This is a genomic window from Devosia sp. P2_G7 (genome assembly GCF_056403495.1).
In genome coordinates this window covers 133,064-145,248 of sequence record NZ_JBFUFI010000007.1, presented here as the reverse complement: position 1 = coordinate 145,248, position 12,185 = coordinate 133,064, and the positions used below count along the sequence as shown (strand labels likewise).

Annotated in this window: 13 protein-coding genes; 5 read left to right on the top strand and 8 right to left on the bottom strand. The window is 64.7% G+C overall.

Going from position 1 to position 12,185, the window contains the following annotated elements; all coding sequences use genetic code 11:
- The first annotated feature begins 7 nt into the window (after positions 1-7).
- Entirely contained in the window at positions 8-166 is a 159-nt protein-coding gene (locus AC1DWU_RS13390; RefSeq protein ID WP_477150485.1) for a hypothetical protein, read from the top strand.
- Here AC1DWU_RS13390 and AC1DWU_RS13385 read toward each other — a convergent pair.
- The 8 genes from AC1DWU_RS13385 to AC1DWU_RS13350 all read right to left on the bottom strand — a co-directional run bounded on the left by AC1DWU_RS13385 (position 128) and on the right by AC1DWU_RS13350 (position 8,516).
- Positions 128-1,165 (bottom strand): MraY family glycosyltransferase, encoded by a 1,038-nt coding sequence (locus AC1DWU_RS13385; protein WP_477150484.1) that lies wholly within the window; start codon positions 1,163-1,165, stop codon positions 128-130. The two genes, AC1DWU_RS13390 and AC1DWU_RS13385, sit on opposite strands and share 39 nt — an antisense overlap.
- Positions 1,166-1,382: 217 nt before the next feature.
- Positions 1,383-2,195: an SDR family NAD(P)-dependent oxidoreductase gene (locus tag AC1DWU_RS13380; RefSeq protein ID WP_477150483.1), complete on the bottom strand. Its 813-nt coding sequence runs from the start codon at positions 2,193-2,195 to the stop codon at positions 1,383-1,385.
- Positions 2,196-2,207: 12 nt separating this feature from the next.
- A complete protein-coding gene (locus AC1DWU_RS13375; protein WP_477150482.1) occupies positions 2,208-3,191 on the bottom strand; it encodes a sugar phosphate isomerase/epimerase family protein in 984 nt (327 codons plus the stop codon).
- Positions 3,192-3,301: 110 nt separating this feature from the next.
- On the bottom strand, positions 3,302-4,012 hold the full coding sequence (locus AC1DWU_RS13370; protein WP_477150481.1) for an SDR family NAD(P)-dependent oxidoreductase: 711 nt from the start codon (positions 4,010-4,012) through the stop codon (positions 3,302-3,304).
- Between the two features lie 215 nt (positions 4,013-4,227).
- On the bottom strand, positions 4,228-5,334 hold the full coding sequence (locus tag AC1DWU_RS13365) for an ABC transporter ATP-binding protein (RefSeq protein WP_477150480.1): 1,107 nt from the start codon (positions 5,332-5,334) through the stop codon (positions 4,228-4,230).
- On the bottom strand, positions 5,335-6,243 hold the full coding sequence (locus AC1DWU_RS13360; RefSeq protein WP_477150479.1) for a carbohydrate ABC transporter permease: 909 nt from the start codon (positions 6,241-6,243) through the stop codon (positions 5,335-5,337). It lies immediately after the preceding gene.
- On the bottom strand, positions 6,236-7,123 hold the full coding sequence (locus tag AC1DWU_RS13355; protein WP_477150478.1) for a carbohydrate ABC transporter permease: 888 nt from the start codon (positions 7,121-7,123) through the stop codon (positions 6,236-6,238). Before AC1DWU_RS13355 ends, AC1DWU_RS13360 begins: the two co-directional genes overlap by 8 nt.
- A 118-nt stretch (positions 7,124-7,241) precedes the next feature.
- The gene (locus AC1DWU_RS13350) at positions 7,242-8,516 is read right to left on the bottom strand and encodes an ABC transporter substrate-binding protein (protein WP_477150477.1); all 1,275 of its coding nucleotides are present in this window, start codon (positions 8,514-8,516) and stop codon (positions 7,242-7,244) included.
- A 166-nt stretch (positions 8,517-8,682) separates the two neighbouring features.
- Here AC1DWU_RS13350 and AC1DWU_RS13345 point away from each other — a divergent pair, with 166 nt between their 5' ends.
- From AC1DWU_RS13345 to AC1DWU_RS13330, 4 genes are all read left to right on the top strand, one after another.
- The gene (locus AC1DWU_RS13345; protein WP_477150476.1) at positions 8,683-9,882 is read left to right on the top strand and encodes an ROK family protein; all 1,200 of its coding nucleotides are present in this window, start codon (positions 8,683-8,685) and stop codon (positions 9,880-9,882) included.
- Positions 9,883-9,979: 97 nt separating this feature from the next.
- Positions 9,980-10,948, top strand: coding sequence for an NAD-dependent epimerase/dehydratase family protein (locus AC1DWU_RS13340; protein ID WP_477150475.1), 969 nt, complete (start codon positions 9,980-9,982; stop codon positions 10,946-10,948).
- A gap of 82 nt (positions 10,949-11,030) precedes the next feature.
- Positions 11,031-11,639 (top strand): helix-turn-helix domain-containing protein, encoded by a 609-nt coding sequence (locus tag AC1DWU_RS13335; RefSeq protein ID WP_477150474.1) that lies wholly within the window; start codon positions 11,031-11,033, stop codon positions 11,637-11,639.
- Positions 11,636-12,151, top strand: a complete 516-nt coding sequence (locus tag AC1DWU_RS13330) for a GAF domain-containing protein (protein ID WP_477150473.1) — start codon at positions 11,636-11,638, stop codon at positions 12,149-12,151. Before AC1DWU_RS13335 ends, AC1DWU_RS13330 begins: the two co-directional genes overlap by 4 nt.
- Positions 12,152-12,185 lie beyond the last annotated feature (34 nt).

Genomic DNA, 12,185 nt, shown 5'->3' with positions numbered 1-12,185 from the left:
TCGCATCATGCTCGATCAGGAATTCGAACATTTCGACGTCCGCGCCACGACCCGCTACGAGCTGGCGCGGCACGCGGACTATGCGCGGAACATGCTGTTCGCGGCGACCGCCGCGTCGCTGGCCATCCTAGGCGCCGGCGCCTTCTTCCTCAGCCTGCTCCTGTAGCGGCGCCCCTGCCCCGGCCCACAGCGCCGCGGCGACCAGCGCGACATAGGTCAGCGCCGCAATCGCCAAACCCCATTCGCGATAGGCGCCGGCCAGCCAGGCGAGCGGCAGCAGCACCACGACATTGATACCGACATAGAGCAACGTCGCCTTGAGGTGCGAGCCGAAGCGGCGTTGCAGCGCCTGGTAGGCATGGCGCTTGTGGCCCTCCCAGAAACGCTCGCGGCGGAGCATCCGGCGAACCAGCGTGGTCAGGCTGTCGGCGAGGAACAGGCCGGCAAGGATCAGCCACTGCCAGAGGCTGAGCCAGAAGCTGAGCATGGTAGTGAAGGCGAAGAATGCGGTCATCAGCCCGAGATAGGTGCTGCCGGCGTCGCCCATGAAGACCTTCGCGGGCGGCCAGTTGAGGAGCAGGAAGCCGAGACAGGCGGCGGCGAGGCCTAGCATCCACCAGAGCCGCGGATCGTCGATGATGCCGGGCTCGAACAGGTAAGCCAGCAGCGCGGCGCCGGCGAGAAGGAAGATGGCTTCGGAGGCGGCGAGGCCATCGATGCCGTCCATGAAGTTGAACAGGTTGATCCACAGTGCACCGCCAAGGGCGAGGATCACCAGCAGCACGGATTCCGGCACCGGCAGGCCGAGCTGGTCGAGCGGTAGCACGGCGACGACCGCGCCCATCAGCAGCACCTGCGCGCCGAGCCGCCAGCGCGCCGCGATCGGGCGCTTGTCGTCGGAATAGCCGATGAAGGCGAGGAGGATGCCGGCCATGATCACCGGTACGCCGAGGAACGGCACCAGAAGTGCGACCAGCAGCCCGGCAATGGTACCGCCCGCGACGATGCCGACGCCGCCACCACCGGGGGTCGCCTTCACATGCGAAGAGCGTCCGTTCGGCTCCTGCATCAGCCCGAGCCGAGCGGCACGGCTCATCACGTACCAGGCGGTCAGGAACGAAATGAGCGCCGCAGCGGCGGCAATGGCAAGGCCAAGAATGGGCATGGGCGCTCCGGGTTACAGATCCCAAAGCGGTAGCGGCGCAAGCCGAAGCACCGCAACCCCAAATCTTACGCCTCTTCATCTCTCCCCTTGCGGGAGAGAAAGCGATTTCTTGGGCTTAGCCCTTCGCTAAGTCCTAGAAATCGCAAGAGAGGGGATCTTGGTGGGCACAGTGGCTCCGCACCCCCTCTCTGGCGAAAGCTTGCGGCGTCCCGCCAAATCACCCCGCGTAAAGCTGCAGCCCGCCATCCACGCGCAGCAACTGCCCGTGGATGAACTTCGCCTCCGGCGAGCACAGGAACACCACCGCGTCGGCGATTTCCTCCGGCTCCGCATAGCGGTCCATCGAGACCTTGTTGGAGTTCATCTTGTCCGGGTCGACCGTGCGGGTGGCCTGGAAGCGGGCGGTCTTGGCGGGCCCCGGGCTCACCACATTGACGCGCACGCCATGCTCGCGCACCTCGTCGGCGAGGCAGCGGGTGTAGTGGGTCACGGCGGCCTTGAGCGTGGCATAGATGCCGCCGCCCGAGACGCCGATATGCGCCGCCACGGAGGCGATGTTGACGACGATGCCGTGCTGGCGCTCGACCATCTGCGGCACGAAGGCCTGGGTCACCAGCATGGTGCCGATCAGGTTGTTGTTGGTCAGCGTGATCAGGTCATCATAGGTGATGCCGAGGATGTTGTTGGGCACCGGCTTGCCGCCCGCGGCACCGATATCGCCGCCGGCGCAGTTGACGAGGATTTCGACCGGGCCGAACTTCTCCTCGATCTCCTTCTTCATATTGTTGACCGCGTCGCGATCGCCAATATTGCCGGTGACGCCCATCGAGCGCACGCCCAGACCCTCGATGGTCTTGATCATGGCGCCGAGATTGTCCGCCTCACCGTACTTGGCGGCGGCGTCCCACGTCAGGTCATGCACCACCACATCAGCGCCGCGCGCCGCGAGCTTCCGCGCCATGACGCTGCCGAGACCGCGGCCCGAGCCGGTTACGAAAGCGATTTTTCCTGAAAGATCTTTCCCTGCCACAACGGCCTCCAATCACATAAGTCCAAGCGCTTTGAGGTTCGCGGCGCTCTTCCGGTACTGCCCGAGCTCGTAGTCGATCAATTCGTGGTCGGCGTTGCGCTGCCACGGGGTGCGCCATTCCTCGCCCGGCTCGAAGCGGTTCTTCTGCACGGCGAGCAGGCACGCGGCGAGGTCCTCGGCCTGCTTGGGCGCATAGCCGTGCCACCACTCTGACGTCAGCAGCTTGACGTGCCGGTCGTCCAGCGCGCCGATCTCGATGCAGGCGATCATCTCGTCATTGTGCTCGGCGAGGATGTCGAACATTTCCTTGTGCGGCACGGCGCCATCACCCGAGGGACAGCGCACGAGGCGGAAGCCATCGGGCTCCATCACGGCACGGTAGTCCTTGACGTGGCAGTGGCGCACGTAAGGCGCGATCACCCGGGTGAAATCAAGCGGCGACTCCGCCACCGGGAAGGTGTTGGCCATGTCGAAGACGATGCGGACGTTCGGGCCGTATTCGTCGCAGAAATTGACCAGCTCGCGGCTGGTGAAATCCTGGTGGTTCTCGATCAGCAGCACGACGCCCGCAGCGGTCAGCTTGGGCACGGCGGCCTGGAGCTTCTCGTGCACCGATGCGACCAGCTCATGCCACTTCGGGCCGGCGGCGGCGCGATCACCGCAGAGGATCGGGGTCAGCGCGACGCGGATGAACTGGGCGTCGAGCGCCTTGGCGCAGCGGATCAGCAGGTCCATGTCGCCATGCTGCAGCCCCGAGCTCAGCACGCGCTTCCAGCCGAGGGTATCGAGCCGCTGCTTCAGCGCTGCGAGCTCGGCTTCGGACATGTCCTTCAGCCAGCCTTCCCACAGCTCGATGGCCTTGCCGCCCAGTTCCTCGGTCAGCTTGATGAAGCCTTCGAGGCCGGCGCCGTTGGGGTTGTGGCGCGGCGTACCCGCACCCTGCAGGCCGAGATAATAGGTGAGGCCATAGGGGTTGAGGCCGGTCGTGAGTTTCATCGGATCACCGCAATTGCTTCAAGAATGACTGAGGCCAAGACCACAAGCTCGACTCTTCACCTCCCCCTTTATGGGGGAGGCCGGGAGGGGGCCGTCTCTATCAATTCGTATTATCGCAACCCCCCATCCACGGTGATGGATTGCTTGGTGATCATGCGGCTGTCGTCGGAGGCGAGGAACAGCACCATGCGGGCGATCTCGTCGCCGAGGAGCACGTGCTTCAGCGCCTGGCGCGACACCACGGCGTCGATCGATTCCTGGTTGGTGAACCACAGCCGCCGCTGCCGCTCGGTGATCACGGCGCCCGGCTCGATGGCGTTGACGCGGATATTGTCCTTGCCGAAGCCGCGGCCAAGCGCGCGGGTCAGGCCCACCACGGCGGCCTTGGCCGTCGCATAGACCGGCATGTTGTCGGCGCCGCCGCGCCAGGCGATCGAGGAGAAATTGATGATCGAGCCGCCACCCAGCTCCTGCATATGCGAGCGCACCGCCTGCGCCGCAAAGAACTGCGGCTTCAGGTTGATGTCGGTCGAGCGGTCCCAGTATTCCTCGGTGACGTCGTCGATGGCGTGGCGGTCGTCATTGGCGGCGTTGTTGACCAAGACGCCGATCGGCCCGAGCCGATGCTTGACCACATCGATGGCGGCGCGCAGCCCGGGGATGTCGGTGATGTCGCAGACGAGGAAGGTGGCGCCGGTCTCCGCCACCAGTTCCCTGCCCTCGGCTTCGAGGATATCGACGAACGCCACCTTGGCGCCGCAGTGGGTAAAGGCGCGGACGACATCGGCACCGATCCCCGAGGCCCCGCCGGTGACGAACACGACCCGCCCGGCAAGGCTGGGATAATTGGCAAACTCGGTAATTTCTCAGAACCTACTCTTTGAACATTCGCGCGTGCCGCCCCCACCCCTGTCCCCTCCCCCCGAACAGGGGGAGGGAAACGCTGCCACTAAGGCTAGAGCTTTCGTCTCCCTCCCCCTTCTGAGGGGGAGGGGACAGGGGTGGGGGTCGGCGCGCTCCGGGCCATCTGCGATAACTAGATCAGCCGCTGCGTCGCCGGATCGAACAGGCAGGCGCGCGTCATGTCGACGGCAAGCGGCATGTTCTCGCCGGTCTTGGGCGCTTCGTCCGGGCTGAAGCGGCCGACGACCTCGCGATCGCCGAACCTCAGCACGGCCATGGTCTCGGCGCCTGTCGGCTCCACCACTTCCACCGGGGCGCTCATCGTCGCGATGCCCGGCTTGTTGGTGGTGTTGGCGCTCTGCCGGCTCAGGTGCTCCGGACGGATACCCAGCACCACCTTCTTGTCGGTGGCGCGCTGTGCCACGCCATTATGCAGCGGCAGGTTGGCGACGCCGCCGTCGGCGAGCGGGAAGGTGACGGATGGAACACCGGCATTGCTGCTGATCTCGGCGCTGATGAAGTTCATCGAGGGCGAGCCCATGAAGCCGGCGACGAAGATGTTGGCGGGACGGTTGTAGATGGTGTCGGGCTCGTCGAACTGCTGCACTTCACCCTGGTGCATCACGGCAATGCGCGAGGCGAGCGTCATGGCCTCCACCTGGTCGTGCGTGACGTAGATGGTGGTCTTGCCGATGCGCTGGTGCAGCTTCTTGATCTCGGTGCGCATGTCGACGCGGAGCTTGGCATCGAGGTTGCTGAGCGGCTCGTCGAACAGGAAGAGCGCCGGATCGCGCACGAGTGCGCGGCCCATGGCGACGCGCTGGCGCTGGCCGCCCGAAAGCTGGCCGGGCTTGCGCTTGAGGAACGGCTCGATCTGGAGCAGCGCCGCCACGCGGGCGATGGTCTGCTCCTGCTCCGGCTTGGGCACGCCCCGGCTTTCCATGCCGAAGGCCATGTTCTCCTTGACGGTCATGGTGGGGTAGAGCGCGTAGGACTGGAACACCATGGCGATGTCGCGATCCTTGGGCTGCACCGAGTTCACCAACCGGTCGCCGATATAGATCTCGCCCGAGGTCACCGTCTCGAGGCCGGCGATCATGGCGAGCAAGGTCGACTTGCCGCAGCCCGAGGGGCCGACGAGTGCGATGAACTCGCCGGTATTGGCCTCAAGGTCGACACCCTTCAGCACTTCGACGGCGCCGAAGCTCTTACGCAGGTTCCTGATGGTCAAGGACGCCATTTATTTGATTGCTCCCTGGGTAAGTCCGCGGACGAAGTATTTTCCGCCGAAGAAATAGACGAGTAGAGGCGGCAGCGCGCCGATCAGCACGGCCGCACTCATCACGTCGTAGGTACGGACGGTGGTGCCGCTCATGGAGAGCGCGACCAGCGCCGCGGTGATGGGCTGGTTGGAACCCGAATTGAGCACCACGCCGAACAGGTATTCGTTCCAGATGCCGGTGAACTGCCAGATCACAGTGACGATCATGATCGGCGGCGACAGCGGGATGATGATCTTCCAGAAGATGCGCCAGAAACCCGCGCCGTCGATCCGCGCCGCCTTCAGCAGGTCGTCCGGAATGGACACGTAGTAGTTGCGGAAGAACAGCGTCGTGAACGACAGCCCCTGGATGCAGTGGACGAGGACCAGGCCGTAGACCGAGTTCGAAAGCCCGAGCTGGCCGAGGGTAAACGCCCACGGCAACAGGGCGATCTGTCCGGGCATGAACACGCCGAGCAGCATGAAGCCAAAGACGATCTCAGAGCCCGGGAACTTCCACTTCGAAAGGACGTAGCCGTTGATCGCGCCGAGGGCGGTCGAGATGATGGTCGCAGGCACGACCATCGCCACCGAGTTCCAGAAGTAGCGGGCAACGCCATTGCACTGGCCGCCGATACAGAAGTCGCTCCAGGCCTGTGGCCAAGCATCGAGCCGGAAGCTGTTGGGCAGCGAGATGAGGCCGTTGGCACCAATCTCGGCGTTGGTCCGGAATGAGTTCAGGACCACCACCGCCAGCGGGACGATGTAAACGATCGAGATCAGACCCAGCAGACCGTAGACAATGAGCCTGGAGATCAGGCGCCGGCGGCTGGCGATTCCCGCCTCGCGGTCTTCAACCGCGGCCGCACCAAAAACAGCGTCAGCCATTGTTCGCCTCCCTGCGCTGGCGCCAGACCAGGTAGATCGAGTACGGGACCAGCACGATGGCCAGGGCGGCCAACACCATCATTGCCGCGGCAGCGCCCTGCCCGATCTCTCCACGTTGGAACATGAAGTCGTAGACATAGGTGGCCGGGAAGGTGGTGGAGATGCCTGGGCCCGAGTTGGTGAGGGCGACGGCGAGGTCAAAGGTCTTGATGGCGAACTGCAGCAGCACCACCGCGACGGCGATGAAGATCGGCCCAATCGTTGGCAGGATCACCTTGCGGTAGGTGCGGAACCAGCTGGCGCCATCGATCTGTGCAGCCTTGATGATGTCGGGGTCGACCGACCTCAAGCCGGCGAGGAAGAGGGCCATCGAGAAGCCCGCGGACCCCCAGATACCGGTGATGATGATCGCCCAGATAGCGTTCTTGCGGTCGGTGGTCAGCGCGAACTGGAAGTCGGTCCAGCCCATCGCGTTGACCAGGAACTGGATGCCGCTCGAGGGATTGTAGAGCCACTGCCACACGGTACCGGTGGCGATGAAGCTGACGGCGAGCGGGTAGAGGAAAATCGTGCGCCAGAATGACTCGGCGCGGATCCGCTGGTCGATCAGGATGGCCAGCAGCAAGCCGAATGCCATCGAGATGGTGACGTAAAAGAGCGAGAAGAACAGCAGGTTGTTGTAGGCGACGCTCCAGCGGCGGTTGGTCCAGAGCGAGACGTAGTTCTCAAAGCCCTTGAAGCCGTAGCTGGGAAGCAGGGTCGAGTCACTCAGCGAGATGTAAAAGGTCCAGCCCGCGAAGACGAAGACGTAGACGAAAGATGCAACGATAGACGGCGCGATGACGAAGACGGGAGTCCACTTTTTGATGCGGTCCCACATACTCGTGCCAGCCGAAACGGACTGACCTGCAATAGCCAACTGACTTCCCTCCCAACCTGCCGCCAAGGGTGCCGGCCGCGGGCTAGAAGCACCGCGGCCGGCCGTCCTGGGAGGTTAGTTACATCTGAGCTTCGACGGCGTCGGCCATAAGGTTGGCCGCTTCTTCCGACGTCATCTCAGGCGTGTTCACGAACTCGGTGATCGTGTCCATCATCGCGCCGCGATACTTCTGGAGCACAGTCATGTTGTGGGCCATCGAACGGACCAGCGTGCCGCCTTCGATCGAAGCCTTGAGCGAAGCCTGGCTCTGCTGCTGGCAGACGTTGAAGCCGTCCTTCAGGTCGACATCGAGGCGAGCCGGGATCGAGCCCTTGGTGATGTTGAACACCTTCTGGAATTCCGGCGACAGGATCAGGCTGGCGAGCAGCTTCTGGCCTTCCTGGTAGTCGGGGTCCTTCTGCTTGAAGAACACCACCGAGTCCGAGTTCAGGATGAAGCCGTCACCGGCCCAATCGGTCGGGGACTGGCCGCACAGGATGTCGCCGCCGGGCTCATGGCCCACCGACTTGATCGCACCCAGTTCCCAGTCACCCATGATGAAGAACAGCGCGTCGCCGTTGACCATCATGTTGGAGGCGGTGTCGTAGTCACGGCCGGCGATGGCCGGGTCCATGTACTTCGAAACCATCAGGCGCATCTGGTCGAACGCCTTGATCATGCCAGGCGAGCGCAGGGCGTCGACATCGGCCTCGACGAAGGCCTTCTTGTAGAGTTCCAGGTCCTGGCCGTAGACGATGGTCTCGAAGGTGGTGGCGTCGGTCCAGTCGGCAGAAAGGTGCGCGAGGCAGACCTTGCCGGCGGCGACAGCCTTGTCGCAGGCGGCGTTGAAGTCAGCCCAGGTCTTGGGCAGTTCGGTCACGCCGGAAGCTTCCATGGCGGCCTTGTTGCCCCAGATCCAGTTGATCCGGTGGATGTTCATCGGGGCCGCGACCCACTTGCCTTCCGGCTTCATCACCGGCAGCAGTTCGGGCGCAACGACCGCATCCCAGTTCTCGGCCTTGGCGAGCTCGTCCATGTCGGCGGTGCCGCCAGTGGCGTTCCACTCGGCGATTTCCGGGCCCTTCAGCTGCACGGCAGCGGGGGCGTTGCCGGCAACCACGTCGGCGCGGAGCTTTGCCAGCGTGTTGGCGGTGTGACCGGCGATGGCGGTCTGCTCCCAGGTGCCGCCGGCAGCAGTGAACATCTCACCGAGCTTGGCAATGGAGGCAGCGTCGTTGCCGGATGCCCACTGGTGCAGCATGAGCACCTTGGGGGCGGCCATTGCGGTGCCCGAGAGCAGCGCAGCCGTAAGCAGCGTGGCCGCGGAAACCGCGACCTTGGTCCTGAAGTTCATTTGTGTCTCTCTCCCTTGAAAGCGCCCGTCTCCCACCCGGCTCTTATGGCCGACCTCTGTGGCTACTTGCGCTTTTCTCCCGGCGGTGCACATCCTCCTGCGCACCGTCGTATTAGTTCTATGGTGAACTTATTCGGCTTGTCAACGCGCTTGGGGAGGGGAGAGCGTGAACCGGATCGAGCTCAAATCTCTACTGGCTGACAGTGCTTTAGGCACGCCGTCCGGCCGTATCGTGCGCACCCTGAGCGAGCGCGGCGCGCTAAGCGCAACACAGATTGCCCGGTTGACCGGGTTAGCCAAATCGACCGTTTCCACGGCCCTCACCGAGCTTCGTCGCACGAAGATGGTGGTCGAGGTCGGCAGCGAATCTGCCGGCGGCGTCGGCCGGCCGGCGACGGCGCTGACGCTCAATCCGCGGGCCGGCACCTGCATCGGCATCCTGATCGGGCAGACCGAAATCCAGGTGATCCTCGCCGACGTTTCCCACAGCGTGCTGTCGGACCGTTCGGCCAATCTCGAGCTGGATTATTCGCCGGAAACGGCGATCCAGCACGTCCGGCAGCTGATCGCCGAGGCCTACGAGGGCCAGTGGCAGGGTCGCGATGGGCTGCTCGGAGTGGGCATCGCGGTGGGCGGCCCCGTCAATCCGGTGACCGGCAAGGTGCTGCGCGCCGGCGGCATGCCGACCTGGGCCGGCGTCGACATGCGCGAGCTGTTCGGCCCGATTTTCGAAGGCGTGCCGATCTTCTGCGACAACGAATCCAACTGCTCGGCCATCGCCGAAATGACCTGGGGCGCGGCGCAGGGACACGACGATTTCGTGGTCTATACGCTCGATCTCGGGGTCGGCGGCGCCATCGTCTCGGGCGGCCGGGTGCTGCGGGGCATCGCCGGCGGCGCCGGTGAATTCGGCCACGTGGTGCTCGATCCGCACGGCCCGCTCTGCCGCTGCGGCAATCGCGGCTGCATCGAGGTCTATGCCAGCTTCCGCGAGCCGCTGGCCGAGGCCGAACGGCATTTCGGGCGCTCGATGCGCCTCACCGACGTGGTGGACCTGGCCGTTGCCGGCGACGCCACCTGTCGCGGGCTGATCGCGCGGGCGGGGGAAGCCGGCGGGCACGGTCTCGGGCTGATCGGTTCGGTGTTCAATCCGACGCTGGTGGTGGTCAGCGGCCGGCTGGCGATGGCCGGCGACATCCTGATGCGGCCCCTGGCCGAGAGCTTTGAGCGCTACACGCTGGTCAAGCATGGGGACGTTCCCGACATGGCCCGCACCATCCTCCGGCCCAGCCAGTTCTCGGACAACGGCGCCTGCATGGGCGCGGTCGGGCTGGTGCTGCGCCACCACGGGCGGCTGCTGAACTAGGTGAGGCAGGATGTCCCGTCCGGGACATTCGGGGTTGCGCGGCCCCTCCCCTGTCGAACAATCTCCCGGCTCTTTGACGAAAAAAGGAGTCGGCGGCATGACCATCGCAATCATCGGGGGCACGGGATTTCTCGGCACCGCTACGGCGAAGCGGCTTAGGGAGCGCGGACACGAAGTACTGGTCGTGGCGCGCGGGCAGAGCCCGGTGGCGCTAGCCGACGGGGTGAAATTCGAGAAGGCCGACCGGACGGACGGCGACGCGCTGGCCAAGCTGCTGCAGGCCAACGGCGTCACCTCTGTCATCGACATCTTCACTATCAGCCTGCGCAACACGCAGCCGGTGATCGAGGCGACGGCCAAGGCCGGGGCGCGCTACATCATGGTCAGCTCGACCGACGTCTACTCGAACTATGGCGGCCTCTTGAAAAAGGAGAGCCCGGCAATCCGGCCGGAGCCGGCCACTGAAGACTCGCCGCTACGCTCCCTGCGCTACCCCTATCGCGGCAATTCGCGCCGGCCCCAGGGGGTCGAGGACGACCTGTTCGAGGACTACGACAAGATCCCGATCGAGGAGTTCGCACTCGCGCACGGGGCGCCGCAGGCAACGGTGATGCGGCTGCCGATGATCTTTGGGCCGGACGACAAGCAGCATCGCTTCGGCTGGGCCATCAAGGGCGCCAAGGCGGGCGAGCCCTTCCGCCTCGACCGGCGGGGTGCAGCCTGGCTCAACTCCTATGCCTATATCGACGATGTGGCGGAGGCACTGGCGCTGGCGGCCACCCTGCCCGAGGCGGCCGGCCGTATCTACAACGCCGCGCAGCCGTTCGTGCGCACGCAAGCCGACTGGGCCCGCACCATCCTGACGGTGATGGGTATCGACAGCGAAATCGTGCTGGTCGACGCCGAGGCCGGCGGAGCGCTGGCCGATCGTGCGGATTCCAGTGATCTCAGCTACCCATTAACGCTGGATTCCGCTCGTATCCGGGCGGAACTGGGCTACAGTGAAATCGTTCCCGAGGAACAAGCGTTGCGCCGCACCATCGAGTGGGAGCTGAGACAGAGCTAGCGATCCCGATAGCCGACCTTTTTCTGCCGGGATTGACTCGGGCGCGCGCTTCTTTAGTGTCACTAAAATCGCGAGGGCGCCCGTGCCAGTCTTGAAGTTCGAAAAACGTTCCGATCCGGCCGAGACGGTTACTCCGATCGACCCCAGCCTCGGCCAGCGCCTGCGCGACCGTCGCAAGGAACTGGGCAAGACGCAGCAGCAGGTGGCCGAAGAAGCTTCGCTGACGGTCGGCTTCATCTCGCAGATCGAACGCGGCATCTCCACGCCGTCGCTGGCCTCCCTCTACAACGTGGCCAAGGCGCTCGAAACCACGGTGGACATGTTCGTGTCCTCCGCCCCGGCGCGCAAGCACAGCGTGGTCAGCCATTCCGGCAAGCGGCAGACCTACAAGGTCGGCGGCACCTCGCGCTTCTATGAGTTCCTCGAGCGCGGCTTCCCCGATGCCAAGCTCAACGCCTGCCTGTCGCACGTGCCGCCCGGCCATGCGTCCGAGATGATGAGCCACGAGGGCGAGGACTTCGTCTATCTCGTGTCAGGCGAGATGCTCTACGAGGTCGATGGCATCGAATATCGCCTCGGTCCCGGCGACACTCTGCACTTCGACAGCCGCAAGCCGCATCGCGGCACCAATATCGGCACCGGCACGGCACTCGAACTCTGGGTGGGAACGATGAGGCTGTTCCCCGAATGAGCGTTGTCGACCCGGTGATCGCGAAGAAGCTCGGTACAGCCCTCGCGGCTGGTCCGACGCAGCTGTTTGCCGTGCTGTCGGAGCTGTTCACCTCCATCCCCGGCATCCGCACCGCGACCTTCATCGCGACGGCGCCGGACAAGAGCGTCACGCACCGGATCGGCACCTCGAACCCGGTGGATTTTCCCGTCGGCAATGTCGACCCGGTGGGCGACGACGTCTGGAGTAACACTGTCCTCAAGCAGATGAAGCCCCTCATCGGCGACAGCGTCGCCGGCATGGCCGCCTTCCTGCCCGAGACGGATGGCCTCGTCGCCATGGGCTATGGCGCCTGCTCGTGCTTCCCGATCGTGATTGCCGGCGAGACGCGCGGCGTCGTGGCGCTGCTCGGCGATGCCGGCATTTTCACCCAGGCGGCACTCGCCGCCATCAACACCCTTCTACCCATCGCTGCGCTGACCTTCACCTTCCAGGGGATCAGTAAACTGACCCAGGCGGGATCAGTAAACTGACCCAGGAGATCAGCGAGAGATGACGACTACGACG